This is a genomic window from Caulobacter sp., assembly GCF_017744445.1.
Taxonomy (GTDB): Bacteria; Pseudomonadota; Alphaproteobacteria; order Caulobacterales; family Caulobacteraceae; genus Caulobacter.
This window is the reverse complement of sequence record NZ_JAGIBH010000005.1, coordinates 1-25,704: the sequence shown is the minus strand read 5'-3', so window position 1 is coordinate 25,704 and position 25,704 is coordinate 1. Positions and strand designations below refer to the sequence as shown.

Annotated in this window: 30 protein-coding genes; 18 read left to right on the top strand and 12 right to left on the bottom strand. The window is 67.2% G+C overall.

The window, feature by feature from the left end; all coding sequences use genetic code 11:
- Positions 1-114: 114 nt before the first annotated feature.
- Entirely contained in the window at positions 115-693 is a 579-nt protein-coding gene (locus J7528_RS08435) for a 2'-5' RNA ligase family protein (protein ID WP_291872834.1), read from the top strand.
- The gene (locus J7528_RS08430; RefSeq protein ID WP_291872831.1) at positions 693-1,364 is read left to right on the top strand and encodes a DNA alkylation repair protein; all 672 of its coding nucleotides are present in this window, start codon (positions 693-695) and stop codon (positions 1,362-1,364) included. Before J7528_RS08435 ends, J7528_RS08430 begins: the two co-directional genes overlap by 1 nt.
- Here the strand turns inward: J7528_RS08430 and J7528_RS08425 are convergent.
- Positions 1,352-1,837, bottom strand: a complete 486-nt coding sequence (locus J7528_RS08425; protein WP_291872829.1) for an SRPBCC family protein — start codon at positions 1,835-1,837, stop codon at positions 1,352-1,354. The genes J7528_RS08430 and J7528_RS08425 overlap by 13 nt on opposite strands.
- On the bottom strand, positions 1,834-2,187 hold the full coding sequence (locus J7528_RS08420) for a metalloregulator ArsR/SmtB family transcription factor (protein ID WP_291872827.1): 354 nt from the start codon (positions 2,185-2,187) through the stop codon (positions 1,834-1,836). Before J7528_RS08420 ends, J7528_RS08425 begins: the two co-directional genes overlap by 4 nt.
- 120 nt (positions 2,188-2,307) lie before the next feature.
- On the opposite strand from J7528_RS08420, the gene J7528_RS08415 reads away from it, so the two are divergent.
- From J7528_RS08415 to J7528_RS08345, 15 genes are all read left to right on the top strand, one after another.
- Positions 2,308-2,655 carry an ArsC family reductase gene (locus J7528_RS08415; RefSeq protein ID WP_291872825.1) on the top strand — a complete coding sequence of 116 codons (348 nt, stop codon included), beginning with the start codon at positions 2,308-2,310 and terminating at the stop codon, positions 2,653-2,655.
- A 125-nt stretch (positions 2,656-2,780) separates the two neighbouring features.
- Positions 2,781-3,449, top strand: coding sequence for an HAD family hydrolase (locus J7528_RS08410; protein ID WP_291872823.1), 669 nt, complete (start codon positions 2,781-2,783; stop codon positions 3,447-3,449).
- Positions 3,450-3,496: 47 nt separating this feature from the next.
- On the top strand, positions 3,497-3,676 hold the full coding sequence (locus J7528_RS08405) for a hypothetical protein (RefSeq protein WP_291872821.1): 180 nt from the start codon (positions 3,497-3,499) through the stop codon (positions 3,674-3,676).
- 9 nt (positions 3,677-3,685) lie between these two features.
- Positions 3,686-4,102 carry a hypothetical protein gene (locus J7528_RS08400; protein ID WP_291872818.1) on the top strand — a complete coding sequence of 139 codons (417 nt, stop codon included), beginning with the start codon at positions 3,686-3,688 and terminating at the stop codon, positions 4,100-4,102.
- A complete protein-coding gene (locus tag J7528_RS08395) occupies positions 4,102-4,617 on the top strand; it encodes an RNA polymerase sigma factor (protein ID WP_291872816.1) in 516 nt (171 codons plus the stop codon). Before J7528_RS08400 ends, J7528_RS08395 begins: the two co-directional genes overlap by 1 nt.
- Positions 4,614-4,922, top strand: coding sequence for a hypothetical protein (locus tag J7528_RS08390; protein ID WP_291872814.1), 309 nt, complete (start codon positions 4,614-4,616; stop codon positions 4,920-4,922). Before J7528_RS08395 ends, J7528_RS08390 begins: the two co-directional genes overlap by 4 nt.
- A 131-nt stretch (positions 4,923-5,053) precedes the next feature.
- A complete protein-coding gene (locus tag J7528_RS08385; protein ID WP_291872812.1) occupies positions 5,054-5,446 on the top strand; it encodes a DUF6249 domain-containing protein in 393 nt (130 codons plus the stop codon).
- Positions 5,447-5,467: 21 nt separating this feature from the next.
- A complete protein-coding gene (locus J7528_RS08380; RefSeq protein ID WP_291872811.1) occupies positions 5,468-6,058 on the top strand; it encodes an RNA polymerase sigma factor in 591 nt (196 codons plus the stop codon).
- The gene (locus J7528_RS08375) at positions 6,051-6,434 is read left to right on the top strand and encodes a hypothetical protein (RefSeq protein WP_291872809.1); all 384 of its coding nucleotides are present in this window, start codon (positions 6,051-6,053) and stop codon (positions 6,432-6,434) included. The genes J7528_RS08380 and J7528_RS08375 overlap by 8 nt, the downstream gene beginning before the upstream one ends.
- Before the next feature lie 130 nt (positions 6,435-6,564).
- Entirely contained in the window at positions 6,565-7,392 is an 828-nt protein-coding gene (panB, locus tag J7528_RS08370; protein WP_291872807.1) for a 3-methyl-2-oxobutanoate hydroxymethyltransferase, read from the top strand.
- Positions 7,393-7,543: 151 nt separating this feature from the next.
- Complete coding sequence (locus J7528_RS08365) at positions 7,544-8,299, top strand: tetratricopeptide repeat protein (protein ID WP_291872805.1); 756 nt, start codon at positions 7,544-7,546, stop codon at positions 8,297-8,299.
- Positions 8,296-9,726 (top strand): PQQ-like beta-propeller repeat protein, encoded by a 1,431-nt coding sequence (locus tag J7528_RS08360; RefSeq protein WP_291872803.1) that lies wholly within the window; start codon positions 8,296-8,298, stop codon positions 9,724-9,726. Before J7528_RS08365 ends, J7528_RS08360 begins: the two co-directional genes overlap by 4 nt.
- A 118-nt stretch (positions 9,727-9,844) precedes the next feature.
- Positions 9,845-11,605: a ribosome biogenesis GTPase Der gene (der, locus tag J7528_RS08355; RefSeq protein WP_291872801.1), complete on the top strand. Its 1,761-nt coding sequence runs from the start codon at positions 9,845-9,847 to the stop codon at positions 11,603-11,605.
- Between the two features lie 152 nt (positions 11,606-11,757).
- The gene (locus J7528_RS08350; protein WP_291872799.1) at positions 11,758-13,380 is read left to right on the top strand and encodes a hypothetical protein; all 1,623 of its coding nucleotides are present in this window, start codon (positions 11,758-11,760) and stop codon (positions 13,378-13,380) included.
- A 54-nt stretch (positions 13,381-13,434) separates the two neighbouring features.
- The gene (locus J7528_RS08345; RefSeq protein ID WP_291872798.1) at positions 13,435-14,571 is read left to right on the top strand and encodes a serine hydrolase domain-containing protein; all 1,137 of its coding nucleotides are present in this window, start codon (positions 13,435-13,437) and stop codon (positions 14,569-14,571) included.
- Here the strand turns inward: J7528_RS08345 and J7528_RS08340 are convergent.
- The 6 genes from J7528_RS08340 to radA form a co-directional block, all read right to left on the bottom strand.
- Complete coding sequence (locus J7528_RS08340) at positions 14,568-16,055, bottom strand: PAS domain-containing methyl-accepting chemotaxis protein (RefSeq protein ID WP_291872796.1); 1,488 nt, start codon at positions 16,053-16,055, stop codon at positions 14,568-14,570. The two genes, J7528_RS08345 and J7528_RS08340, sit on opposite strands and share 4 nt — an antisense overlap.
- A gap of 192 nt (positions 16,056-16,247) precedes the next feature.
- Positions 16,248-17,003 carry an SDR family NAD(P)-dependent oxidoreductase gene (locus J7528_RS08335; protein WP_291872794.1) on the bottom strand — a complete coding sequence of 252 codons (756 nt, stop codon included), beginning with the start codon at positions 17,001-17,003 and terminating at the stop codon, positions 16,248-16,250.
- A gap of 48 nt (positions 17,004-17,051) precedes the next feature.
- A complete protein-coding gene (locus J7528_RS08330) occupies positions 17,052-18,041 on the bottom strand; it encodes a bile acid:sodium symporter family protein (RefSeq protein ID WP_291872792.1) in 990 nt (329 codons plus the stop codon).
- Positions 18,042-18,050: 9 nt separating this feature from the next.
- Positions 18,051-19,550 (bottom strand): amidophosphoribosyltransferase, encoded by a 1,500-nt coding sequence (gene purF / locus J7528_RS08325; RefSeq protein ID WP_291872790.1) that lies wholly within the window; start codon positions 19,548-19,550, stop codon positions 18,051-18,053.
- Positions 19,547-20,164: a CvpA family protein gene (locus tag J7528_RS08320; RefSeq protein ID WP_291872786.1), complete on the bottom strand. Its 618-nt coding sequence runs from the start codon at positions 20,162-20,164 to the stop codon at positions 19,547-19,549. The genes purF and J7528_RS08320 overlap by 4 nt, the downstream gene beginning before the upstream one ends.
- Entirely contained in the window at positions 20,161-21,543 is a 1,383-nt protein-coding gene (gene radA, locus J7528_RS08315) for a DNA repair protein RadA (RefSeq protein WP_291872783.1), read from the bottom strand. Before radA ends, J7528_RS08320 begins: the two co-directional genes overlap by 4 nt.
- 119 nt (positions 21,544-21,662) lie before the next feature.
- Between radA and J7528_RS08310 the strand changes: the two genes are divergently transcribed.
- Positions 21,663-22,277: a hypothetical protein gene (locus tag J7528_RS08310; protein WP_291872779.1), complete on the top strand. Its 615-nt coding sequence runs from the start codon at positions 21,663-21,665 to the stop codon at positions 22,275-22,277.
- Here the strand turns inward: J7528_RS08310 and alr are convergent.
- The 4 genes from alr to J7528_RS08290 form a co-directional block, all read right to left on the bottom strand.
- Complete coding sequence (alr, locus tag J7528_RS08305; RefSeq protein WP_291872777.1) at positions 22,274-23,353, bottom strand: alanine racemase; 1,080 nt, start codon at positions 23,351-23,353, stop codon at positions 22,274-22,276. The two genes, J7528_RS08310 and alr, sit on opposite strands and share 4 nt — an antisense overlap.
- Before the next feature lie 48 nt (positions 23,354-23,401).
- On the bottom strand, positions 23,402-24,547 hold the full coding sequence (locus J7528_RS08300; protein WP_291872774.1) for a hypothetical protein: 1,146 nt from the start codon (positions 24,545-24,547) through the stop codon (positions 23,402-23,404).
- A gap of 117 nt (positions 24,548-24,664) precedes the next feature.
- Positions 24,665-25,351, bottom strand: coding sequence for a MarC family protein (locus tag J7528_RS08295; RefSeq protein ID WP_291872771.1), 687 nt, complete (start codon positions 25,349-25,351; stop codon positions 24,665-24,667).
- 65 nt (positions 25,352-25,416) lie between these two features.
- Positions 25,417-25,704 (bottom strand): DnaB-like helicase C-terminal domain-containing protein (locus J7528_RS08290; RefSeq protein ID WP_291872769.1); only part of this gene is annotated, 288 nt, incomplete at its 5' end.

Sequence of the window (25,704 nt, the reverse complement as noted above, 5' to 3'; positions counted from 1 at the left end):
CACGTAAACGATCGCGTCAAGCCAACGATTACGCGCGTAAACGAAATGTAATGCGATGGTTGGAGGGAGAGCCGAAGCGGCGTAATCCTGGCGGCGACCAACGAGGGGAGCCGGATGGCCGAAACGCTGCAGATGGGCCTGCCGGGCTTCGACCCGCCCACGCCGACCGATCGGCTGATGTTCCTGCTGTATCCGGACGCCCAGACCGCCGAGCGGATCGCGCGTGAGGCCCGCCGCCTGAAGGAGGCTCTCGGCCTGCGCGGCCAGCCTCTGCTGACCGATCGTTTCCACATCACCCTGCATCACCTGGGCGACTATGTCGGCCTGCCCAATGACATGGTGACCAAGGGTAAGAGGGCCGGCGGCGCGCTCTCGGCCGCGCCGTTCGAGGTGGTGTTCGACAAGGCGGTCAGCTTCGCCAACCGTCCGGGCAACAACCCCTTCACCCTGCAGGGCAGGGAGGGCGTCGCGGCGCTGATCGCTTTCCAGAAGACGCTGGGCCTGAAGATGGCCGGCGCGGCGCTCAAGCCCGACAAGCAGTTCCTGCCGCATATCACGCTGCTGTACGACGGCCAGGTCGTGCCCGAGCAAGCGATCGACCCGATCCGGTGGACCGTCGATCGCTTCGTGCTGGTCCAGAGCAAGCTGGGCCAGACCCAGCATATCGTCCTGGCCGAGTGGACCTTCGGCTGATGACGACCGCCGCCGAGGTCCTCCAGGAACTGGAAGCGCTCGGCGACGGTGGCTACCGCGAGCGCATGGCGGGCTTCGCGATCACCTACGAGAAGGCGTTCGGCGTGGCGGTGGGCGAGCTGCGCAAGCTCTCCAAGCGGCTGGGCCGCGACCACGAACTGGCCCAGGCGTTGTGGGATACCCGCTGGTACGAGGCCCGGCTGCTGGCTGGCATGGTCGATGATCCAAAGTTGGTGACGCCCGAGCAGATGGACGCCTGGCGGGCCGAGTTCGACAGCTGGGCGGTCACCGACACTCTGTGCTTCGACCTCTTTGACCGCACGCCCCACGCCGTGGCCAAGATCGACCAATGGGCGACGCTGGAGGGCGAATTCGACAAGCGCGCCGCCTTCGCCCTGCTGGCCAGCGTGGCCCTGCATCGCAAGGAACTGCCGGACGAGGTGTTCCTGGAGCGGCTGCCGCTGATCGAGGCGGCGGCTATCGATCCGCGCAACTTCGTCAAGAAGGGCGTCAACTGGGCGCTGCGGGCGATCGGCTCGCGCAAGAGCCCGATCCTGAAGGCCGCCGCCCTGGACTGCGCCGCTCGATTGGCGGCGAGCCCGAATGCGACGGCCCGCTGGAACGGCAAGGACGCCGTCCGTCAGTTGAACCGTAAAGCTCAGGCCGGCTGAGACATTGCCTCCAGCAGCGTATCCAGGGTGCTGTAGCCCGACTCCATGCCGTCCAGCATCGGCGTCGCCAGGGCCTGGGCGCGGCCCTCGGGCGAAGCGTATTCGATCGTCATGGTCATGGTGGTGATGCCGCCGACCTCGGCCAGCAAGGTGGTGATCCGCGTGCGGCCGCCGGTCCAGTCCTCTTCGAAGATCTCCTCGTGGACGGTGCGGGCGGGCGGCTCGACCTCGAGATAGGTCCCGCCCATGCCCATGTCGACGCCGGCCGTGTTGCGCCAGACGTAGCGGAACTTGCCGCCCGGACGCAGGTCAATTTCGCAGACGGGCATGGTCCAGCCGGGCGGGCCCAGCATCCAGCGCTGCACCAGGGCCGGCTCGGCCAAGGCCTTGAAGACCAGGGCGCGCGGTGCGTTGAACACGCGGGTGACGATCAGGTCGCGGTCGCCGGACTGGGTGACGATCAGCTTGGTCATGGGACGTCTCCTTCGTTTGTTTGGGCCTTCAGGTCCTCGAGGACCTGGTCGAGTTCGGTGAAGCGGGTTTCCCAGAAGGCCCGGAAGGCCTCCAGGAAGGCGGTGGCCTCGGCCAGCGGTTGAGCCTCCAGCCGGCGCGGCCGGCGCTGGGCGTCCTTGCCGCCCGAGATCAGGCCGGCGGTCTCCAGCACCTTCAGGTGGCGGGAGATGGCCGGCTGGCTCATGGCGAACGGCTGGGCCAGCTCGCCGACGGAGGCTGGGCCTTGGGCCAGCCGGACGATGATCGCGCGACGGGTCGGGTCGGCCAGGGCGGCGAAGGTGGTGTCGAGGCGGGCGGCGGCGAGGCTCATCTATAACGTACTCATTATGTAATGATCTGGTTATGGATTTGATCGCGCTAGCCGTCAAGCGGTCGGCTCGGCTAGGGCAGGGGGAAGGCGCGGATTCGCGTCCGCTCAGGAGCTTTGGCCATGACCGCCACGATGTACGGCATCAAGAACTGCGACACGGTCGCCAAGGCCCGGAAATGGCTGGAAGATCGCGGGCAGGCCTATGCTTTCCACGACTACAAGACCGCCGGCATCGACCGCGCCACGCTGGAAGGCTGGGTCAAGGAGCACGGCTGGGAGGTCATCCTGAACCGCTCCGGCACGACCTTTCGCAAGCTGGATGAGGCCGACAAGCAGAACCTGGACGCCGACAAGGCGATCGGCCTGATGCTGGCCCAGCCGTCGATGATCAAGCGTCCGGTGCTGGACCTGGGCGAACGTCGGCTGGTGGGCTTCAAGCCGGATATCTACGAGAACGCGATAAGCTAAGCCGCGAATTGCCCACGGGTTTTGTCGCCTTCCAAGCGAAGTTTAAGACGACAACTCACGAGGGATCAGTCTATCACTGGACGGAGCGTCCGGGTGGAACGGACTCAAGGTGGGGGCTTAGGCGCGTGGGGGAGTACGCCGTCTCGCGGTACGAACTGGTCATTTTCGACTTCGACGGCACGCTGGCCGACAGCGCGGCGTGGATGATGCGAGCCGTCAATCCGATGGCGCGCCGCTATGGCTTCAAGACCGTCACCGACGATGAGATCGAGATGCTGCGCGGCCGCAGCACGCGCGAGGTCATCCGTTATCTGGGCGTCTCGCCCTGGAAACTCCCGCTGATCGCGCGTGCCGGCAAGAAGCTGATGGCCGCTGACGCCCACACGATTCCGCTGTTCCCCGAGACCGCCAAGATGCTGCGCGCCCTGAACGCGGCGGGCGTGAAGATCGCCGTGGTCAGCTCCAACAGCGAGGCGGTGATCCGCCGCGTGCTGGGCGAGGAGCTGGGCAACCTGATCAGCCTCTATGCCTGCGGCGCGTCGCTGTTCGGCAAGGCCCGCAAGTTCAAGCAGGTGACCCGCCAGGGCGTGTCCCGCGACAAGATCATCTGCATCGGCGACGAGACCCGCGACATCGAGGCCGCCCGCGCGGTGGGCCTGGACTGCGGGGCCGTCAACTGGGGCTACGCCAAGCCCTCGATCCTGGCTCAGCACCAGCCCACGGTGTCCTTCAGCACGATGTCCGAAATTATTTCGTATGTCGGCGCATCCAAGGTGGCGGTCGGCGGCGACTAACCTTCGAAAGCGCGAGAGATCGCGCCGCTGATCGAAGGGATCGACCGATGGCTGACCTGTTCCGTGATTTCTGGTGGCTGCTGTTTCCGATGTCGGCGATGGCGCTGACCGGTTTCCGCGCCTGGCTGAAGGACCGCGCTCGTCGCGAGACGATGCAGGCCCTGCGCGAGCTGGCCGAAAGCGGCCGTGAGCCGCCGGCCTATCTGCTGGCCCAGCTGCAGCGCTAGGGGGACCCAATGTCCGAGGACCTGTTTCGCCAGTTCTGGTGGCTGATCTTTCCGCTCAGCTGGTTCATTTTCGGCGCCTGGCAGAGCTGGTTGTCTTACCGCGCCAACCGCGAGACGCTGGATCTGATCAAGACCTATGCGGCCTCCGGCCGCGAGCCGCCGCCCGAGCTGCTAAGCAAGCTCAACAAGCGCTGGCACGGTGACGACGACGACCGCGACGAGCGTCCGCGCTATCGCCGTCGCCGCGAGCGCAGCTGGTACCAGGTGGTGCTGTTTGGCCTGCTGGCCTCAGGCTTCGCCGTGGCGGCCGCTACCAACATGTACGGTGCGGGCGAGGCCTTCGTGATCGTGGCCTTCGTGCTGGGCGCTCTGGCCGCGGCGACGCTGGTGCAGGTGCTGATCGATCGGAACGGACCGACCGTCTGATGGACGCCGCGCTTGTCAAACAGGCGCGCGCGGGGTCCCAGACTGCTTTCGCCCGACTGGTGGCGATCCATGAGAAGCCGTTGCGGGGCTTCCTGCGCAAGAGCGGCTGGATCGACGCCGACGACATCGCCCAGGAGGCCTTCGTAGCGGCCTGGGCGGGGCTTCCCAAGCTGCGTGAGGACGAGGGCTTTCGGGCCTGGCTCTATGGCGTGGCCTGGAAGAAGGCTCTGTCGCAGCGGCGCGGCGCCCAGCGCGCGGCCGCCCGCGACGAGGCCTGGCGGGGCGAGCAGGAGCTGGAGACCGCCGCCGAGGTCGGGCCTGAGGACCGCATGGCCCTCGAGACGGCCCTGGCGACGCTTCCCGAGGACCAACGCGCCTGCGTCACCCTGTGCCTGGGGCAGGGCTGGTCTCACGCCGAGGTCTCCGAGGCTCTGGGGCTTCCCCTGGGCACGGTCAAATCGCATGTTACCCGCGGCCGGGAGAGGCTGCTGCAGGTTATGGGAGGTTCGCGATGAACCTGGACGATCAACTTTCGGCCTTCCTGGGGGAGACCCCCAAGCAGAGCCGCGCCGATCTTTTCACCGCCGAGGTGATCCAGCGCATCGAGCGCCAGGTGTTCTTCGACCGCCTGACGGCCTGGGCGGCCGGTGCGGTCGTGATCGGCCTGGTGATGTGGGCCTGTTCGCCGGTGCTGAACCTGGCCGTGCGAACCATCCCGCCCTTGCTGGCCCCGGTCGCCGCCTTGGTCGCCTTCGTCGCAGCCGTGTTGATGATCGGCGGTCCCGGCGTATGGCGTCGCCTGGGCCTCTCGATCGGTTAGTTTTGGCCGGTTAGTTTCGGCCTTACGAAAGTTTCATGCGGACGGGCGCCTCCAAACGAGGCCGTGAAGTCCTCTTACCAGTGAAGGCGGCGCGGGGGCGTCGTCGCAAACACTGACCTGGAGGGTTTCAAATGGAAGACCTGATCCCGCTGACCGCCGTGGCCATGCCGTTCCTGATGGTGATCGCCATCGTCGTCATTCCCGCCTACCTCAAGAGCCGTGAGCGCAAGGAAATGCAAGCGACCATCCGCTCGGCCATCGATAAGGGCCAGGCCCTGCCGCAAGAGCTGATCGACGCCATCACCAAGGACGTCCGCCAGCCGGCCACCGCGCTGCGCGACCTGCGCTCGGGCGTCATCTGGCTTGCCGTGGGCCTGGGCCTGGCGGGCCTGGGCACGATGATCGGCTTCGAGGAGCGTGACGCGTTCCACCCGCTGCTGGGCATCGCCATGATCCCGGGCATGATCGGCCTGGCGCTGATCGTTCTCAGCTTCTTCAATCCGAACAAGGAACCGCGGGTCTAAGCGGAAAGCCTTGGGAGGGGCTTGAAGTCGATGGGCATGGATCGCCCGCCAACCGGTCACGACGTCGAACTCGCCGCCCTCGCGGCGGCGGGTGACCGGCGCGCCTATGGAGAGCTGGTGCGTCGGCACGGCTCGGCCGTTCGGGGTCTCTTGAGGCGCCTGGGCGCCGACAGCGCCACGGCCGACGACCTGGCCCAGGACGCCTTCATCACCGGTTTCGAACAGGTGGCGGAGTTCCGGGGCGAGGGGGCCTTCGGCGCCTGGATCAAGAAGATCGCCGCGCGGCTCTATCTGAAGAAGGTCAAGCGCGAGGCGCGTCTGATCTTTTCGGACACCGTGGAGCCGGTCGAGGAGATCACGGTCCGTGACGCGTCAGGGGACGGCGCGGCGGCCAGCCGGATCGACCTCGATGAGGCGCTGAAGACGCTGTCTCGCGGGGAGCGCCTGTGCGTTTCCCTCTGCTACGGGGCCGACTGGTCTCACGCCGAGGCGGCCGAAGCCTTGAACATCCCGATCGGCACGGTCAAATCCCATGTCAAACGTGGTTTGGACAAACTTCGGGCGAAGCTCGCCCGACCAGAGGAAGGGACGAGGAGGGAAGCCCATGGCTGAACCCGATTTCGAAGCCCAACTGAGCCGCATGTTCTCCGAAGCGCCTTCGTTCCCGGACGCGGCGTTCTTCAATGCGGAGGTGGCCTCCAAGCTGGATCGCGGCTGGGCGATGCGGCGGCTGTTCATCGGCCTGGCCGGCACGGCCGCCGGTCTCTTCGCGGCGTTCCAGATCCTCAGCAGCCGGTTCTCCAGCGAGATCTCACAGCTGTCGCGCAACAGCGGCCACAACCTGCAGACCGAGATCGACGCCGGCGTGGCCAAGTTCAATGGCCTGCTGACCGGCGCGCCGGCCAGCGGCGAAGCCCTGTGGTTGGCGGCCGGTCTGGCGGTGCTGGCCCTGGCGTTTGCTGTGACGCGGGCGGTCGAGGACCTGTAGCAAGCGTGGCAGCCAAAAGTGGACGCCGGTTTTGGCGTCCGCCACGCGCCAGAGAATGCGTTCATGTTGCGGTGCGGCGCGATCCGGCCCACAAACGGCGCCCGAAAAGCGTCTAGGGAGGGTTCGCCCCGTGTCCGCCCATCGTGAAGAGACGGTCCGCCGTCTGGCCGCCCCCGATATCGCCAGCCGCAAGGGCGGCGTGCCGGTCGTCTGCCTCACCGCCTATACCGCGCCCGTCGCGGCGGCCCTGGACGAGTCCTGCGACCTGCTGCTGGTGGGGGATTCGGTCGGCATGGTCGTGCACGGCCTGCCCAACACCGTCGGCGTAACGCTTGAGATGATGATCCTGCACGGCCAGGCAGTCATGCGCGGCTCCAGGCGGGCCATGGTCGTGATCGACATGCCCTTCGGCTCGTACGAGGGCTCGCAGGAAGAGGCCTACGCCAACGCCGTGCGGATCATGAAGGAGACCGGGGCCCAGGCCGTGAAGGTCGAGAGCGGCCCCACGGTGCCCGACACCATCCGCTACCTGACCCAGCGCGGCGTGCCGGTCATGGGCCATGTCGGCCTGCGCCCGCAGGCGGTGCTGGTCGACGGCGGCTTCAAGGCCAAGGGCAAGGACGCCGCCGAGCGCGAGCGGATCTTGGAGGAGGCCAAGGCCACCGCCGACGCCGGCGCCTTCGCCGTGGTGGTCGAGGGCGTGGCCGAGAGCCTGGCCCGTGAGATCACCGCCGCCATCGATGCGCCCACCATCGGCATCGGGGCCTCGGCCGGCTGCGATGGCCAGATCCTGGTCACCGACGACATGCTGGGCCTATTCGACTGGACCCCCAAGTTCGTGCGCCGCTACGCCGACCTGAAGGGTGAGATCACTCGCGCCGCCGCAGATTACGCGCGGGACGTGAAGGATCGCAGCTTCCCCGGCGAGGCAGAAACCTACTACGCCAAGAAGTCGTAAAAGGCCTCGTTGCGGCTACGCGCGGCACGCTATAGGTTCGCCGCCTCGGCGAGCGGCCCTCCGCTCGCCACAATCTGTCTTAAACCAGCGACGTCGCCTAAGTTCTGGCGCGACGTCCAAGGGCCTGCCGCCCGTTTCGGAGCCTCGTTTCGTGGTCGATGTTTTTGACGAAGTCGAAGAGCAGCTTCGGTCGGAGCGCTATCGCAGCCTGGCGGTGAAGTCGCTGCCCTGGGTGGCGGCGGTGACGGTGGCCGTGGTGGTCGGCGTCGGCGGCTACTGGGGCTGGACCTCGTATCAGACCACCCAGGCCGACAAGGCCTCGGAAGGCTATCAGGCCGCGCTGGAGACCGCCCAGAAGCAAGGTCCGGCCAAGGCTTTCGGCCAGTTCAAGACCGTCGCCGACACCGGCGCCAAGGGCTATAAGGCCCTGGCCCTGCTGCAGATGGGCGACATCCGCATCGAAGAGAACAAGACGACCGAAGCCGTCGGCTATTTCGACGAGGCCGCCAAGGTCGCGCCGAATGTTCTGCTAGGTGACCTGGCCCGCCTCAAATCCGCCTTCGCCCTGATGGACACCGCCTCGTTCAAGGATATCGAGTCGAGGTTGACGCCTTTGGCGGGGGAAAAGAGTCCGTACCGCGTGTACGCCAAGGAAGCCCTGGCGTTCGCGAAGCTGCAGGCCGGCGACCTGGCCGGCGCGCGCGCGGACTTCGTCATCCTGGCCAACTCGCTCGACAGCAGCACGTCCGAAGAAGTGCGCCAGCGCGCCCAGGCCGCCATGCAGCTGATCGACTCGGGCGCCGCTAAGGAACTGGGCGCGGCCGTGAAGGCCGCCGCCAAACTGCCTCCGATGCCGCCGATGGGCCAGCTGCCCGCCGGCCTCGCGCCCAACGCCCCCGCCCAATGAGCCGCCTGATGATCTCCAAGCGTTCCGTCGCCCTGGTCGCGCTGATGTCCGCGTCCATGGCCGTTACCGGCTGCTCGACGGTTTCGAAGCTCAATCCCTTCGGCGGCAAGGACAAGAACAAGTCCACGGCCAGCCAGGGTCAGCGCATCTCGATCATCGCCTTCGACCAGAAGGTCGAGGCCAGCGAGTCGCTGAAGGGCGCTGACTTCTTCCTGCCCGATCCGGTCGCCCAGACCGAATGGCGCCTGCCGGGCGGCAACGCCGAGCAGTCGATCGAGCACGTCGACGCTGGCAAGGGCTTCCAGATCGCCTGGAAGAAGGGCTTCGGCAAGAAGGGCGGGAAGAAGTTCCACGTCACCGCGCCGCCGGTTTCGTCCGATGGCCGCATCTACGTGATGGATGGCGAGGCCGACGTCGTGGCGCTGGACGCCAAGTCGGGTTCGCAGATCTGGCGCAAGGACCTGCGTCCGGCCGCCGGCCCGACCATCAAGGGCGGTTTCCTGGGCCTGATGCCCAAGAAGAACGACCGTCTGGGCTTTGGCGGCGGCGTCGCCGTCGGTCCGGACAACAAGCTGTATGTCTCGTCGGGCTTCCGCTTCGTCGCCCAGATCGACGCCGCGACGGGCAACATCGGCTGGACCCAGCAGACCTCGACGCCGATCCACAGCGCGCCGACCGTCGTCGACGGCCGCGTGTTCGTGGTCTCGACCGACAATGAACTGCTGACCTATGCCACCGAGAACGGCGCGCCGGGCTGGACCTACCAGGCCCTGAGCGAGCCGGCCCGCATCCTGGCCGCCTCGAGCCCCGCCGTCAGCGGCGACACCGTCGTGGCCGGCTTCGCCTCGGGCGAACTGGTGGCCCTGCGCGCCGCCAACGGCAACGACCTGTGGAGCGAGGCCCTGAGCCGCGCCAGCCGCACCAACGCGCTGTCGGAAATCCGCGACATCCCCGGCCGCCCGGTGATCTACAAGGGCGACGTCTTCGCCGTTAGCCACTCGGGCGTCTTCGCCGCCACCGACCTGCGCACCGGCCAAGCTCGCTGGAGCCTGCCGGTCACCGCCATCACCACCCCGTGGGCCGCCGGCGACGTCGTCTATGTCGTCGACAAGGCCGGCCAGGTGATCTGCGTCTCGCGCGAGAACGGCTCGGTCTACTGGATCCAGGACCTCAACAATACCGAGGCCCTGTCCAAGAAGCAGAAGAAGAAGCGCGCCAAGCACCCGATCCTGTGGTCGACGCCGATCCTGGCCAATGGACGCCTGATCACGGTGTCCAGCGCCGGCGAAGCCGTGGCCCTGAACGCCAAGACCGGCGCCAAGGAAAAGACCCTGAAGATCGGCGCTCCGGTGCTGATCAACCCGATCGCGGTCGGTGACACCATCTACCTGGTCACGGACGACGCCGACCTGGTCGCCATCCGCTGATCAAAACGGGTCTTTCGAGGCCCGTCGACAACTTGAAATGCTCTTGAGCCCGGGTCCGCGAAAGCTGGCCCGGGCCTTCGCTTTTGCGAGAAGGGCGAAAATCGACTACTGGACGCCTATGCCTTTGAAACTCGCCATCGTCGGCCGCCCCAATGTGGGCAAGTCCACGCTGTTCAACCGTCTGGCCGGCAAGAAGCTGGCGATCGTCGACGACCAGCCCGGCGTCACCCGTGACCGCCGCTATGCCGACGGCCGCCTGGGCGACCTCGAGCTGCAGCTGATCGACACCGCCGGCTTCGAGGACGTCGCCGACGAGAGCCTGGAAGCGCGCATGCGCGCCCAGACCGAGCTGGCGATCGAGGAAGCTGACCTCTCGCTGTTCATCTACGACGCCCGCGAAGGCGTCACGCCGTTGGACGAGGTGTTCGCCACGCTGCTGCGCCGTCGCGGCAAGCCGGTGATCATCGCCGCCAACAAGGCCGAGGGCAAAGCCGGCCAGTCGGGTATCGGCGAGGCCTATAAGCTGGGCCTGGGCGAGCCGATCCCGATCTCGGGCGAGCACGGCGAAGGCATGGCCGAGCTGTACGCCGCCATGCTGGAAGCCGTCCCCGAGGAGATGTACTCGGGCGACGAGGACGACGAGGACAAGCCGATCCGCCTGGCCATCGTCGGCCGTCCGAACGCGGGCAAGTCCACCCTGATCAACCGCCTGATCGGCGAGCAGCGCCTGCTGACCGGCCCGGAAGCCGGCATCACCCGCGACTCGATCTCGGTAGACTGGGTCTGGGGCGACAAAAAGGTCCGCCTGGTCGACACCGCGGGCCTGCGCAAGAAGGCCAAGGTGCAGGAGAAGCTGGAGAAGCTCTCCACCCAGGACACCATCCGCGCCATCACCTTCGCCGAGGTCGTGGTGCTGGTCATGGACGCCACCCACCCGTTCGAGATCCAGGACCTGCAGATCGCCGACCTGACCGAGCGGGAAGGGCGGGCGCTGGTCTTCGTACTGGCCAAGTGGGACCTGATCGAGGATCAGGCCGCGACCCTGGCCGCCTTCCGTGAGCACGCTGAGCGCATGCTGCCCCAGGTGCGCGGCGCGCCGGTCGTGGCGCTGTCGGGCGAGACCGGCAGCGGCGTCAACAAGCTGATGCCGGCCGTGCTGAAGATCCACAAGGACTGGTCGACCAAGGTCAAGACCCGCGACCTGAACGACTGGCTGCAGATGGCCATGCAGCGCCACCCGCCGCCCGCCGTCAGCGGCCGCCGCGTGAAGCCCAAGTACATGGCTCAGACCAAGGCCCGTCCGCCGACGTTCGTGCTGTTCTCCAGCCGCGCCGACCAGATGCCCGACCATTATCGGCGCTATCTGATCAACTCCTTGCGTGAAAGCTTCGACCTGCCGGGCGTGCCGCTGCGCATCACCATCAAGTCGGGCGCCAATCCCTATGCCGAGGGCGAGGCCAAGGGCCACAGCGGCCGGGGCAAGCGCGAGTTCGAACGCCGCGAGCGCGAGGAGGAACGCATTCGCGCCTCGCGCAACACGGTCAAGAAGTCCAAGCGCCTGGCCGAGGAAGCCGCCGCCAAGGCCGCGATCGAGGCGGGCCTGCCCGATCCGCGCGAAGCCAAGCCGGTGAAGAAGAAGGCTCCGGCCGCCCCGAAGGTCGCCGCGGCGCCGGTCGAGGGCGCGGTCGCCGCCGAACCGGGCAAGGCCGCGGTCAAGCCGGTCAAGAAGCTGGGCCCCAAGGCCCAGAAGAAGGTCTCGACCACGCCCAGCTACAAGGTCGGCGCCAAGTCGGCTGGCGGCAAGGCGGCAGGGCCCAAGCGCCCGGTCGCCGGCTCGCGGACGGTGCGCGGCAATACGGGGCCGGCCAAGAAGCGTTGATCGACTAGAGGTTGTTAAGCCGTTCGCGCTAAATCTGATCCGTGGCGACGCGGCGGGATGGCATGAACGGAACTGGTGGTGCTTCAGCGAACGGTCGACACCGTTCGAGGCCGGTCGAGTGGGTTGTCTGGGCGGTTCTGATCGCTCTTGCGGTGGCCGGCCTGGTCGACCTGATCGTCCTGATGGCGCTTTTATTGGTCTTGCCCGGCTTCGTGCTGATTCTGGCCCCCAACGTGCTGCTCTACGCGGCGCCGATCCGCCTGGCGATCTGGCTGTGGCGAGACCGACGCTCAGTTCCCGGCGCTGTATTGGCTCTGGGCGTGGCCGTTGCCGTGGGATGGGGCCCGCCTGCCGTGGTCAATCAGCGTCTCGAGAAGGAGGCGCTCGAACTCAGGGCCGAAGACTTCGATCACGTCACGCCCGACATGGCCAAGCCCCGCACGGTGCGATTGGATTGGGAGCGGGAAGCGTCGGGCTGTGGTTCGATTTGCCGAGCGCTGCTGGCGCGTGGGCTCGTCGAGCGCGTCGCCAGCCCCCTTGAGAATGCCGAAGACCTGGCGGCGGCCACGCACGAGGGAATTTATCGCTTCGCCGATGCCAGGGCGTGCCAGGCGGCTGGTGTCGCGTCCGAGGCGAGCGCCATGGGTTGCATCCTGCGCACGGTCGAGGAACGGCCCAAGATCGATGCGCTGATCCGGATCACGAGCCTGCGCGAGGTCGAGCGCGAGGTGGACACATGGAAAGACAGACTCGATCCGCTTGGCGCGGGCAATCAGTCGGTCGAGAGGTTGGAGCTGTGGCCGTGCGCGGAGGTCGACGGCTGTTTGCCTCTGGTTCGCCGGACCTATGTCAGCCAGGAGCGATTGTTCTCGCCCTTGCTGTTGTACGTCGATCGCAATGACTACGGCCTGGAACTGCATCGCGCCTGGACCAGGGTCCTGCATGGCGGTAGGGCCGACGCGGTCGCCTTCCTGGCGTCGAAGTGGCCCTCGGCGGCGCGGCGTCTGGACGAGACGCAACTGCAGACCTTGGTGATCGCCCTGGATGAAGGCGCGCCGACCGTGCCGGATCCTGACCTGGATCCCGAGGGCACGAGGCTTATGCTGCGAGCCATAGAGGACGGCGCTGGTCCGTTGTCCAAGCGCGAGACGGCGCTGCTGCGCAAGATGTTCGATGGCCAGCATGAGCGCTTGCCCGGCGGTGACATCAGTCGGCGTCCCGAGGCGGTCGAGACCGTGAAGGATCTGCTGGGCAATGTGTTGTTGGCGCAGAAGGGGCGCGACAGCAGCGTGCTGTGGATGGCCCAGACGATGATCGCCGACCTGCCGGAGGCGGACTATGCGCGTATGCGCCCGGTCCTGAAGGTCTGGCTGGCGGCGCCGGGGTCGTTGGCCGCCGGGCGAAACAACGAGCGCTTCCTGATCCGTCTTTCGGATCTGGGACCGGTCATTGTCGCTCCGCTGGTGACGGAGATGACCTATCACGACGGGCTGGTTCCGGACGGCCTGACCATTGGTGAGACCACGGCCGCCATGGCCGCGCTGTGTCTGGTTGGAGACCCTGATGCAGCGCCGACCCTGCGAAGGCGCAAGCTTCAGATCAAGGATCCGCGTTTCAAGGCGTCCGAACTGCGGGCGCTCAATACGACCTTGGACCATATCGAAGGGCGCACGGCCAAAGGAGCATGTCTCAAGCTGTTCCCGGACGTTCCCGGGCGCGGTGAGGCTTGGGCCAAGCAGTTCGCCGACGCAAGAGGCATTGCGCCGGCGCCGTGAGCCTAAACTTCGCCATACGCGTTTAGCTTCCTGAAGCTGAACCGGAGGATGGCGATGCGGGGCGTGGGATTGGCTTTGGTGCTGGCGGCCTTGCCGGTTGTGGCGAGCGCGGCCGACTACAAGCCCGTGGTCTGCAAGAGCGCGGTGACCTATGCCGGCCCGCCGTTGCACGCGCCGGTCGCGCCGCCGCTGCTGGGCGCTGTTCCCAAGGCCTCGCTGGACCCTGAGACCGTCGCGCGGCTGGAGGCGGGCTTCCTGCAAGCCAAGGCCGCGACCAAGGCGCCGACCATGACCGCCGCCGTCCTCGTCCCCGGCAAGGGCGCTTGGGAGAAGACCGACAGCGGCGATCAGCCGCCGATGCTGTTCTGGGCCAGCGCGGGCAAGAGCTTGATCGCGGTCGTGACCCTGCAACTGGTCGAGGCCGGCAAGTTGAAGCTGGAGGATCCGATCGGCAAATACGTGGCCGGCGTGCCCAACGGCGACGTCGTGACGATCCGCGACCTGTTGGCCCACACCGGCGGCCTGTTCAGCGCCAATGAGGACCTGAAGGCGAGGGCAGAGCATCGCGCCCACTCTCTGGATGAGGACGTGAAGATCATCGCCCGGCATGGGGCGTTCTCGTGTCCTGGTGAGCGCTGGCGGTACTCCAACACCGGCTACGCCCTGCTGGGCAAGGTCATCGAGACGGTCGACGGCCAGCCCTGGCAGGCTTCGGTCGAGGCGCGGATCATCAAGCCGCTGGGCCTGATGTCACTGCGCGTGCTGGCGGACGGCGACAAGGCCGAGGACGTGGCCAAGCTGGTCTCGGCCAAGGAGGCCCCGATCGAGCCTGCCTGGGCCGGTCCTGCGGGCCCTGCCGTGGGCTCGGCCGGCGACATGGCGCGGGTCTGGGCGGCGCTGCTGGGCGGCAAGCTGCTGAAGCAGGAGAGCGTCCAGGCGATGTTCGGAAAGCTCTATCCGATGTTTGACGCTGGCAGCTTCTACGGGCTGGGCGCGATGGCTGTGGAGGTCCCGGACGCGGACGGGACCAAGAGCCTGTGGCTGGGCCATCTGGGCGGCACGCCAGGCGCGAGCGCGGTTGTGGCCTATTCGGTCAAGGACGGTGTGATCGTGGCCGCCGCCCTGACCGGAGATGGCTCGGCGGCGGCCACGGCGAACCTGCTGCTAAGGCAGGTCCGCTCCCCCCACTAGAACTCTTCCCACTCCTGGGCCGGCGCGACAGCGGCCGAGCTGCCTGGACGGGCCGCAGCGCGGGCGCGCGACGGAGCCGGAGCGCGGGATTGCATCGGCTCGGGACGACGGGCCGGCGCGTGATGGACCCCGGTCTGGAAGCGCGCCACCTGGCGGGCCAGGTCCTGGGCCTCGCCGCGTAGGGCGGCCGACGAGGTGTTGGCCTGCTCGACCATGGCGGCGTTCTGTTGGGTGACCTGGTCCATCTGGTTCACCGCGGCATTGACTTCGTTCAGGCCGGTAGCCTGCTCCTGCGAGCTTTCGGCGATCTCGCGGATCAGGCCGTTGATCTCGCCGACCTTGGCGACGATGCCGGCTAGGGCCTGACCCGTGTCGCCGACCAGGCGCACGCCGCGCTCGACCTGCGAGGACGAGTTGGCGATCAGGGTCTTGATCTCCTTGGCGGCGTCGGCCGAGCGCTGGGCCAGGGCCCGGACTTCCTGCGCGACCACGGCAAAGCCACGGCCGGCTTCCCCGGCGCGCGCGGCTTCAACCCCGGCGTTCAGGGCCAGGAGGTTGGTCTGGAAGGCGATCTCGTCGATGACCCCGATGATCTGAGTGATCTGGCCCGAGGACTTCTCTATCTCGCCCATGGCCGCGACGGCCTCGGCGACCACCGTGCCCGAGCGATCGGCGTCGGTGCTGGCGGCGGAAGCGGCGGCCGAAGCCTGCTTGGCGCCGTCGGCGCTGCGCTTCACCGTGGCGGTGATCTCGTCCAGGGCGGCGGCCGTTTCTTCCAGGCTGGCGGCCTGCTGCTCGGTGCGCTTGGAGAGGTCGTTCGAGGCGCTGGCGATCTCGTTGGCGCCGCTCTCCATGCCGCTGGCGGCCTCGGCGATCGCGCCCATGGCGTCGCGCAGGCTGTCGATGGCGGCGTTGAAGTCCTGCTTCAGCTGGGCGTAACGACCGTCGAAGCGGGCTTCGATGCGAGCGGTCAGGTCGCCCCGCGCCATGCGGCCCAGGCTGTCGGCCAGCACCGAGACGACGTGATCCTGTTCGGCCTTCGTCTCTTCGCGCTCGGCCTCGTTGCGGGTGCGCTCGGTCTCGATCGCGGTGATGTCCGAGGCGAACTTGATGACCTTCACCGGCTTGCCGGTCTTGTCGAAGACCGGGTTGTACGACGCCTGGATCCAGACCTCGCGGCCGCCCTTTCCGATGCGCTTGTACTTGCTGGCGAAGAACTCACCGGCGTTCAGGCGGCGCCAGAACTCGCCATAGGCGGGGCTGCCGGCCTCCGAGGCCTCGACGAACAGGCTGTGCTTGCGGTCCTGGATCTCCGACAGGCTGTAGCCCAGGGTCTTCAGGAAGTTCTCGTTGGCGGTGATGATCGTGCCGTCGAGATTGAACTCGATGACGGCTTGAGACCGCTGGATCGCGGCGACAACGCCTTCCAGATCGGAGATGCGATCGACGTTACCGGTATCACGGCCACGAGAGAACAGCGCCATTTTGCGGGGTCCCAAGGAACGGCGTCGTTGCCGTGCGGCAACGTGTCGCGGCAAGGGGGTTAACGAGGCGCTAATTTGCGAAGTCGTCGCAAAACATTGTTCCCTGTTTATTGTCAGGGTGGTATTTTTTACCTTCAAACAACCTGAAAGTTTATTTCCGTAACAATTCCCGCAACATTTGAAGTCGCCTTATCAAATGTTAGCGCTGGGTGATTCCTGGCCGCGGTCCTTGAAGCGGACGACGCCCTTGGGCGGCTGGTGGTCCGGACGGACCAGGTCGACGACGAAGGGGACGATGGTCTCGGCCGCCGGGACGGTCTGGGGATCCTCGCCCGGGAAGGCGGCTGCCCGCATGCGGGTGCGCATGGCGCCGGGATCGACGCACAGGGCGCGGATAGGGGTGTTCTCGGTCTCGTCGGCATAGACGTCGACAATGGCTTCCAGCGCCGCCTTGGTGGCCGCATAGGCGCCCCAGAAGGCCGGGCGGGTCTTGGCCACGCTGCTGGAGAAGAACAGGGCCCGGCCGGCGTCCGAGGCGCGCAGCAGCGGGTCCATGGCGCGGATCAGGCGCCAGTTGGCCGTCAGGTTGGTGGACAGGATCATGTCCCAGCCCTTGGGCTCCAGGTGGCTCACAGGGGTGAGGGGGCCCAAGAGGCCGGCCGCGCCGACCACGATGTCCAGCTTGCCCCAGCGCTGGTGGATGGCCGCGCCCAGGTGGTCCAGGCCGTCGGCCTCGCGCAGGTCCAGCGGCACCAGGGTGGCGCGCTCGCCGGTGGCTTCCAGGATGGCGTCATCCAGGGCCTCGAGGGCGCCTTGGGTGCGGCCCACCGCGATGACGTGGGCGCCGGCCTTGGCCAGGCCCAAGGCGACCGCCTCGCCGATACCGCGCGTGGCGCCCGTAACGAGGGCGATGCGGCCGGCCAGCGGCTGGGAGGAGTCGGAAGTCATGGGCGGGTTCTAGAGCAGGGAGGGGCGGACGGGAACCGCCCGAAGTCCTTAAGCGGCCATGTCCTGCTCGGCGGCCTTCTTGGCGTAGTGCTGGGCGATGACCGAGCAGGCCATCAGCTGGATCTGGTGGAAGATCATCAGCGGCAGGACGATGACGCCGGCGGTCGGGCCGGGGAACAGGATGCCTGCCATCGGCACGCCGGTCGCCAAGCTCTTCTTGGAGCCGCAGAAGGTGATGGCCTTCTCGTCCTCGGGCGAGAAGCCCAGGGCGCGCGCGCCATAGGTGGTGGCGGCCAGCACCACGGCCAGCAGCACGCCGCACACGGCCAGCAGGATCGCCAGCTGCAGGGGCGAGATCTTGTGCCAGATGCCGCCGACCACGGCCTCGCTGAAGGCGGCGTAGACGACCAGCAGGATCGAGCCGCGATCGACATAGCCGATCAGCTGCTTGTGCTTGTTGATCCAGGCGCTGACCAGCGGCCGGGCCAGCTGGCCGGCGATGAACGGCAGCAAGAGCTGGACGACGATGTCCTGCACCGACTTCCAGCCGCCCGAGGCGCCGCCTTGCGTGTGCATCAGCAGGCTGACCAGCACCGGGGTGATGAAGATGCCGAAGAGGTTGGACGCCGAGGCCGCCACCACGGCGGCGGCGACATTGCCCCGCGCCATCGAGGTGAAGGCGATCGACGACTGCACGGTGGACGGCAGGCAGCACAGGAACAGCATGCCCGCCGCCAGGGTGGTGGGCAGGATCGAGATCTTGCTGATCACCAGGCCCAGGATCGGGAACATCACGAAGGTGAAGGCCAGGATCAGCAGGTGCAGCCGCCAGTGCGTCAGGCCCGCCACCACGTTCTCGCGCGACAGCTTGGCGCCGTGCAGGAAGAACAGCAGGGCGATGGCCAGCTTGACGACGATGTTCAGCCCGTGCGCCGCCTCGCCGCGCACGGGGATGATCGACGCCAGCACGACCATGCCGAACAGGGCGATGACGTACGGCTCGAGCTTCAGCTTCTCGAGGACGGCCTTCACGCTCACGGGCTGGGCTTAGGCGCTGAGCAGCGAGAGCTGCTTGTCGTTGGTCTCGTTGCGGCCCTCGGCGATCTCGCGGTCCGTCAGGCGGGTCGGATAGTCGCCGGTGAAGTAGTGATCGGTGAACTGCGGGGCGGCCGGGTCGCGCGGACCGGCTTCCAGGGCGTCGTACAGGCCCTCGACCGACAGGAAGCCCAGCGAGTCCACTTCCAGGAACTTGGCCATCTCTTCCAGCGACTTGTTGGCCGCCAGCAGCTGCTCGCGCTCCGGCATGTCGATGCCGTAGAAGTCGGGCCACTTGATGGGTGGGCTGGCCGAGCGGAGGTGGACCTCCTTGGCGCCGGCCTCGCGGACCATGCGGACGATCTTCAGCGAGGTGGTGCCGCGCACGATCGAGTCGTCGATCAGGATGACGCGCTTGCCGGCCAGGATGGCGCGGTTGGGGCTGTGCTTCATGCGCACGCCCAGCTCGCGGACGCCCTGGGTGGGCTGGATGAAGGTGCGGCCCACATAGTGGTTGCGGATGATGCCCATCTCGAACGGCAGGCCGCTCTCCTGGGCGTAGCCCAGCGCCGCCGGTACGCCCGAGTCGGGCACCGGCACCACGACGTCGGCTTCGACGCCGGTTTCCTTGGCCAGGTTGCGGCCCATGCGCTTGCGCACGCCGTAGACCGAGCGGCCGTTCACGACGCTGTCGGGGCGGGCGAAATAGACATACTCGAACACGCAGGGACGCGCGGCCTGGGTCTGGAACGGCTTGGTCGAGGTGATGCCGGTCTCTTCGATCACCACCATCTCGCCGTGCTCGATGTCACGCACGAAGCGGGCGCCGATCATGTCCAGGGCGCAGGTTTCCGAGGCCAGGACCGGCTTGCCGTCCAGGTCGCCCAGCACCAGCGGGCGGATGCCCAGCGGGTCGCGCAGGCCGATCATCTTCTTGTTGGTGATCGCCACCAGGGCATAGCCGCCTTCGATCTGGCCGACGGCGTCGACGAAGCGGTCGACGATGCGGGCCTTACGCGAGCGGGCGATCAGGTGAAGTATGACTTCGGAGTCCGAGGTCGACTGGAAGATCGCGCCTTCCTGCACCAGGCGTTCGCGCAGGGTCAGGAAGTTGGTCAGGTTGCCGTTGTGGGCGATGGCGACGCCACCGGTCTCCAGGTCGGCGAACATCGGCTGGACGTTGCGGATGCCCGCGCCGCCGGCCGTGGAATAGCGGGTGTGGCCGATGGCCATGTTGCCGGGCAGGCGCTGCACCAGGTCCGAGCCGGTGAAGGCGTCGCCGACATGGCCCATGTGGCGCTCGGTGTGGAAGCGATTGCCGTCGAAGGCGGCGATGCCGCAGGCTTCCTGGCCGCGGTGCTGCAGGGCGTGCAGGCCCAGGGCCGCGATGGCCGCCGCGTCGCGCGTGCCGAACACGCCGAAGACGCCGCACTCCAGGCGCAGCGTATCGTCCTCGGGATCACGGACGGGAGAAGAGGAATAGCGGTCGGTCGATTGGCCCAGGAAGGTCATCGCGATTTCTCCACCAGGTCGTCGAGCTTGCGACGCTGGTCATCATCATAGCCTTTTCCGGACGACTTCTCGCCGGACGTATTGTCGCCGCCCTCATGGACGGCTTCCTTGATCGCCGGGGCCAGCTTGCCGGCCAGGGCCTTGCCCTTGGGGGCGAAGACCTTGAGCACCGTGCCGCTGGCTTCGGACAAGGGATAGAACATCGAATCCTCGACCCAGCGCGGCATGCGGTCCGGCGGCGTGGCCAGGTGCAGCAGCAGGTTGAAGACCCCCAGGATCACGCAGGCGCGGATCACGCCGAACGTCGCGCCGACCGCGCGGTCCAGCACGCCGGCCGAGGTCTCGTGCAGGCTGGCGGTCAGCCGGCCGCCGACCAGGCGGAAGATCAGGAAGAAGATCACGAACACCACCAGCACCGCGCATGCGGTGGCGGCCCAGTCGGGATCCATGAGCTTGCGGAAGATCGGGCCGCTGATGCGCAGGCCAAATAGGGCGATGGCGGCGGCGAAGATGAACGACAGCGCCGAGGTAAGCTCGCGCGAGGCGCCGCGAATCCAGCCGGTGACACCGGAGACCAGCAGCAGCAGGCCGGCGATGATGTCGAAAGGCGTCACGTGAGGCTGGTCCAGATCTCGTCGCCGATCCGGCGCACGGCGTCGGCGACGCGCGCCACGCCGGCCACGGGCAGAGCTCCGCCGCCTTCAGGCAGGCCGGTCAGCGGTCCGAGCGCCCGGCCAAATCCCAATTTCGCGGCTTCCTTCAAACGTGACTCCATTCGGCTGACAGGCCTGACTTCGCCCGACAGGCTGAGCTCGCCAAACACGACGCAGTCCTGAGGCAGGGCCACATCGAGGGCGGAGGAGGCCAGGGCCGCCGCCGCCGCGAGATCCGCCGCCGGCTCCGTGATGCGCAGGCCGCCAGCGACGTTCAGATAGACGTCCTTGTCGCCAAAACCAAGGCCGCATCGGGATTCAAGAATGGCCAGCACCATGGCCATGCGGCCGGAATCCCATCCGACCACGGCGCGTCTGGGCGTTCCGTACGCGGAGGGCGCGACCAGGGCCTGGAACTCCACCAGGACGGGCCGCGAGCCTTCGATGCCAGCGAACACCGCCGCGCCCGCCGCGCGCTCACCGCCTTCGTTGAGGAACAGGGCCGAGGGGTTCTTGACCTCGCGCAGGCCGATATCGCCCATCTCGAAGACGCCGATCTCGTCGGTGGCGCCGAAACGGTTCTTGGCCCCGCGCAAGATGCGGAAGGGATAGCCGCGCTCGCCCTCGAAGCTGAGGACCGCGTCGACCAGGTGCTCGACGACGCGCGGGCCGGCGATCTGGCCGTCCTTGGTAACGTGACCGACCAGCAGGATCGCCACGCCCTTCTTCTTGGCCAGGCGGACCAGTTCGGTGGCGCAGGCGCGCACCTGGGTGACCGTGCCGGGGCCAGCCTCGTGGGCGTCGCTCCACATGGTCTGGATCGAGTCGATGACTACCAAGTCGAAGTTGTCGCGCTTAAGGCCGTCCAGGATGTCGCGCAGCGAGCTCTCGGCCGCCAGGCTGACATTGGCTTTCGCTAGGCCCATGCGCTCGGCGCGGCCGCGGATCTGCTCGACGGCTTCTTCGCCGGAGATATAGGCGCAGGACACGCCGCGCAGGGCGGCGCTGGCGCAGACCTGCAGCAGCAGGGTGGACTTGCCCACGCCCGGGTCGCCACCGATCAGCAGCGCCGAGCCTGGCACGACGCCGCCGCCGCAGACGCGGTCGAACTCGTCGACGCCGGTCAGGATGCGCGGGGGCGGGGCGGTGTCGCTTTCCAGTCCGGTGAACTGCAGGCCGCGCACGCGGGTCGCCTTGGTCGACGACAGGGCGCCAGGCGGCCTGGCCCCGACCTCCTCGGCCAGGGTGTTCCAGCTCTGGCAGGCGGGGCACTGTCCGGACCACTTGGTCTGGACCGCGCCGCAGGACTGGCAGGCGTAAACAGCGCCGTCGCGGGCCATGAGGTCTCCTGATTCTCGAATGTCTGGAGATTACAGGTTGGCGGCCCGCTGCGCCAAAGCCGGACGCAGCCAAGCCGCGTAACACGCGTTAGGGTGGCGAGATCGCTGTGGAGGGTTTCATGGCTGGGAACAGGGCGTGGCATTGGGGCGTGGCGATCGCGATGGTGGCGGCGTTGGCCGGGTGCGGTCGCGAGGGTGAACGTAAGTCCTCCGGCCCCGTCGAGGTCAACGGCAAGTCGGTCGACCTGCGCCAACTGGAGCGTGAGTCCGAACGCGCCGAGAAGGCCGCCCAGAAGGGCGTGCGCGCCCTGAACCCCACAGGCCTCAAGGATCTGCTGCCCGCCAGCGTCGGCGGTTTCGCGCGCGGCCCGACGGCGACCGAGAGCGGTCCCGAACCCAATCAGACCAAGGCCAGCGCCAAATATGTGAAAGGCGCCTCCGCCTTCATGCTGGAAGTCACCGACCTGGGCGCGATCGGCGGCATCGGCGCTTCGGACGACGCCCAGGGCGCGGCCAGCACGCGGCGCACGGCGAGCGGCTACGAGACCATCACCACGGCGGGCGGGCGGATGGTCACCGAAGCCTGGGACACGGCCTCGAAGTCCGGTCGCTATAGCATTGTGGCCGCCGACCGTTTCGCGATCTCGGCCGAGGGCTCGGCGGATAATGTCGATGTGCTGAAGGCGGCCGTCGAAACGGTCAATGCCGCGCGCTTGAGGGCTCTGGCGGGCTAGCCGCCGATGACCACCGTGCGGGCGCGCGGCGCGATGCGGGTCAGCAGTTCGTAGGCTGAGGTGCCCGCCGCCGCCGCCGCATCGTCGATCGGCAGGTTACGGCCGAACAGCTCGACCATCGCGCCGGGGCGGGCGGCGTCGCAGTCGGTGATCTCGATGGCGATCAGGTCCATCGAGACGCGGCCCAGCAACCGGCGGCGCGCGCCGTCGAACCAGACCTGACCGTTGGGATGGGTGGACCGCAGCACGCCGTCGGCATAACCGGCCGCGACGATGGCCACGCGCGTGGTGTCCGGCGCGGTCCAGCCCGCGCCATAGCCGACGCTTTCGCCGCGCGGCACGACGCGGACCTGGAGAATCGGCGCTTCCACTGTCGCGACCGCGCGGATCTCGGGATGGGGCACGCCTTCCGGCCCGCCGCCATACAGGCTGACGCCCGGACGCGCCTGGTCGAAGCGATAGGCCTCGTCCAGGAACAGGCCGGCGGAGTTGGAAAGGCTGCGCCGCACGTTCGGCAGCAGGGCCGTCGTCTCCTGGAAGCGCTCCAGCTGGAGAGCGTTCAGAGGATGTGAGGGCGTGTCTGCGCAGGCCAGGTGGCTGATGACCAGGTCCAGGTCCAAGCGCTTCAGGCGATCGGTGGCCCCGACCAGCACCTTCACCTCCTCGGGGCGCAGGCCCAGGCGGTTCATGCCGGTGTCGACGTGCAGCGCCGCCCTCAGCCGGCCCGAGCGCGCCTGGGCGTTCCAGGCCTCGATCTGCGGTAGGCTGTTGAGCACGGGGGTGAGCTTTGCGCCTTCCAGCGTGTCGCCCGAGCCCGGCGTGGCGCCATCCAGGACGCAGATGGTCGCGTCGCGATCGCTCAGCGCCTGGCGCAGTGCGACGCCTTCGGACAGGCGGGCGACATAGAAGGTCCGGGCGCCCTCGGCCCACAGGCGGTCGGCGATCACCGGCGCGCCCAGGCCGTAACCGTCGGCCTTGACCGCCGGCGCCAGCTCCACGCCGCCCGCGCGTTTGCGCAGGGCCGCATAGTTGGCGGACAGGGCGTCGAGGTCGAGGGTGAGGCGGCTTTCGGTCACAGGGCGCTCTTTAGGGTCAAGAGCGCCCCGGACCAACAGGTTTTCCGATCAGGCGCCGCCGTAGATGTAGTCGGCCTTCCCATAGACGCCGACTAGGTCGACGCTGTTCTGAAGCGAGGTGGTCGAGGCCATCAGGTGGTCGTTGCTGGCGCGGGCGTAGATACCGATGTCGCTCTTGGCGGCTTCGGCCAGGAGCCACCCGACCATCGCGGCCTTGGTGCCCAGGCCGCTCAGACCGTCATGTCCGTAGGATTCGAAGTAGAGGTCCCGCCCGCCGCTGAGCAGCACGGAGACCTTGGCGTCGGTGGGGGCGGCGCCGAAGATCGTCGCATAGGCCTTCTTGGTGGCTTCGGCCAAGGTCAGCGAACCGTAGTCAGCTGCGAACTTCGTCTTGCCTTCGCCATTGATGCCGAGGTTAACCGCGAAATTAATATAACGGTTCTCAATATTGAAGTTTTGGTAGTAGGCGCTGTTCAGGTTGTTGCTGTTGCCGCCGGTCGGTGAAACCAAGTATTGCATTCCGCTATTCAACGGCGTTTTGCCGGTGAAGAACTGATACGAGAGGTTGGCGACAGTCGTTGTGGCGTCAGCGCTATCGATGATGTATTTTGTCGCCTGTGCGTCCGTCCAGGTTCCGCTGCGGACCTTCTCCAGAACATCCGAAATGTACGCAGAGCCTTTAGTTGAATCCAGGTTCAGAAGCATCACGTGGTTGATCGCCGTCAGGGCTTTGCTGTCGACCACGCGTGTATTCTTGAAATCTCCGAAAACATCCTCGGATCCCACGATGATGTAATCGCCGGTCGTCTTTAGATTGGCATAGTAAATGTCGATCTTGTAGGTGCCCGTGTAGTCAGGCTTGAACTGGAGGATGCTGTCCTGCGGGTAGCGGTCGGGGATGCCGATGTCGTCGCCGTCGGTAAACTGCAGCAGATAGCCGTCCATGTCGTAGATGGCGAGGCTGACCTGATAGTCGCCGGTGGCGAGGAAGTTGTACGTTGAGCCGACCTTCAGATCGACCAGTATGAAGTCAATGGTCTCGCCTGCCGTGAAGCTACCGGAGAGGGACGTCTCGTACTCGTAGGAGGTCGTCGTCGAGTATCCCCAACGGAGTTGGCCGTCAGGAAATTTGAAGGAAGTGTTGGCCAGCGTGATCTGGGCGTCGTCAGCGGTCCAAAGCGGATTTCTCGGCATAGGTTAGATCCCCCTCAAGTTGAGGCGGAACGTACGTAAGCTGAACCTTTGTGCAAGTGGAAATCCCCACCATGGGTTGCTAACGCAGTGGGTTTTTCAATCTGTCGTGGAGTCGACTTAGCCGTGGTGCGTGGTCATGAACTTGGCCACCAGGCTCTCGGCGCCCGAGGCGATGATCTGGACGCCGATGCACAGCAGCAGGAAGGCGACCAGCCGCGACAGAACCCGGGCGCCGGACGGACCCAGCAGTCGCATGACCCGGCCCGAGGCGCTGTAGAACAGCCAGACCATCACCGCCACCAGGGCGGCGGCCAGGCCGGCGCCGATGAAGAACGGCGCCACGGCCGCGCCTTCGGTCGGGCGCTGGGACGAGAGGGCGATGGCCACCGAGATCGAGCCGGGGCCGGTCGTGAACGGCATGGTCAGCGGGAAGAAGGCCACGTCTTCATGGCTCTGGACGGGCTCGGTCTGGCTGGTTTTGCGGTCTTCATGCTCCTGCGGGTCCATCAGCAGGCCCCAGGCGCGGATCGCCACCACCAGGCCGCCGGCCACCCGCAGGGCGCCCAGGCTGACGCCGAAGAAGTTCAGGATGTAACCGCCCAGCAGCAGCGAGCCCAGCAGCACCAGGAAGGCGTAGAAGCCGATCTGCCCCGCCAGCTTGCGCCGCTGCTCGCGCGGCCGGCCGGTCATGGCCTGGTCGAAGATCAGCGAGGCCCCGACCGGATTGACGATCGAGAACAGCGCCGGAAACGCCAGCAGGAAGGCGCCGACCAGGCTGGAGGTGGGCAGGGGGCTGAAGTCCATGTGACTCGTCGACTGGCGCGGCGGGAGGCCGACCCTGGCCTAAGCCCCCAACCTTGTCATCCCGATCATTCGTCCGACGGAATATTCCGCGCCTGGGCGAAGTAGTGGTCCTTGGCCAGGTTGCCGAAGCGGGTGGTGTCGCTGTTGAACGAAAGGCGCACGGTGCCGATGGGACCGTGACGCTGCTTGGCGATGATCACCTCGGCCAGGCCGTGCAGGCGGTCCATCTCTTCCTGCCAGGTCAGGTGCTCGGGCGTGCCTTCGCGCGGTTCGGCGCGGCCCACATAGTAGGCCTCGCGGTACACGAACCACACCATATCGGCGTCCTGCTCGATCGAACCCGATTCCCGAAG

Bases quoted from the DNA above. Each gene is read 5' to 3' on its own strand.
- J7528_RS08390 (WP_291872814.1), top strand. From the start codon at position 4,614: ATGAACCTGGACGATCAACTTTCGGCCTTCCTGGGGGAGACCCCCAAG.
- J7528_RS08435 (WP_291872834.1), top strand. From the start codon at position 115: ATGGCCGAAACGCTGCAGATGGGCCTGCCGGGCTTCGACCCGCCCACG.
- J7528_RS08430 (WP_291872831.1), top strand. From the start codon at position 693: ATGACGACCGCCGCCGAGGTCCTCCAGGAACTGGAAGCGCTCGGCGAC.
- J7528_RS08405 (WP_291872821.1), top strand. From the start codon at position 3,497: ATGGCTGACCTGTTCCGTGATTTCTGGTGGCTGCTGTTTCCGATGTCG.
- J7528_RS08295 (WP_291872771.1), bottom strand. From the start codon at position 25,351: ATGGACTTCAGCCCCCTGCCCACCTCCAGCCTGGTCGGCGCCTTCCTG.
- J7528_RS08425 (WP_291872829.1), bottom strand. From the start codon at position 1,837: ATGACCAAGCTGATCGTCACCCAGTCCGGCGACCGCGACCTGATCGTC.
- J7528_RS08400 (WP_291872818.1), top strand. From the start codon at position 3,686: ATGTCCGAGGACCTGTTTCGCCAGTTCTGGTGGCTGATCTTTCCGCTC.
- purF (WP_291872790.1), bottom strand. From the start codon at position 19,550: ATGACCTTCCTGGGCCAATCGACCGACCGCTATTCCTCTTCTCCCGTC.
- J7528_RS08415 (WP_291872825.1), top strand. From the start codon at position 2,308: ATGACCGCCACGATGTACGGCATCAAGAACTGCGACACGGTCGCCAAG.
- der (WP_291872801.1), top strand. From the start codon at position 9,845: ATGCCTTTGAAACTCGCCATCGTCGGCCGCCCCAATGTGGGCAAGTCC.
- J7528_RS08420 (WP_291872827.1), bottom strand. From the start codon at position 2,187: ATGAGCCTCGCCGCCGCCCGCCTCGACACCACCTTCGCCGCCCTGGCC.
- J7528_RS08385 (WP_291872812.1), top strand. From the start codon at position 5,054: ATGGAAGACCTGATCCCGCTGACCGCCGTGGCCATGCCGTTCCTGATG.
- J7528_RS08340 (WP_291872796.1), bottom strand. From the start codon at position 16,055: ATGGCGCTGTTCTCTCGTGGCCGTGATACCGGTAACGTCGATCGCATC.
- J7528_RS08300 (WP_291872774.1), bottom strand. From the start codon at position 24,547: ATGCCGAGAAATCCGCTTTGGACCGCTGACGACGCCCAGATCACGCTG.
- J7528_RS08360 (WP_291872803.1), top strand. From the start codon at position 8,296: ATGAGCCGCCTGATGATCTCCAAGCGTTCCGTCGCCCTGGTCGCGCTG.
- J7528_RS08310 (WP_291872779.1), top strand. From the start codon at position 21,663: ATGGCTGGGAACAGGGCGTGGCATTGGGGCGTGGCGATCGCGATGGTG.
- radA (WP_291872783.1), bottom strand. From the start codon at position 21,543: ATGGCCCGCGACGGCGCTGTTTACGCCTGCCAGTCCTGCGGCGCGGTC.
- J7528_RS08395 (WP_291872816.1), top strand. From the start codon at position 4,102: ATGGACGCCGCGCTTGTCAAACAGGCGCGCGCGGGGTCCCAGACTGCT.
- J7528_RS08375 (WP_291872809.1), top strand. From the start codon at position 6,051: ATGGCTGAACCCGATTTCGAAGCCCAACTGAGCCGCATGTTCTCCGAA.
- J7528_RS08345 (WP_291872798.1), top strand. From the start codon at position 13,435: ATGCGGGGCGTGGGATTGGCTTTGGTGCTGGCGGCCTTGCCGGTTGTG.
- J7528_RS08335 (WP_291872794.1), bottom strand. From the start codon at position 17,003: ATGACTTCCGACTCCTCCCAGCCGCTGGCCGGCCGCATCGCCCTCGTT.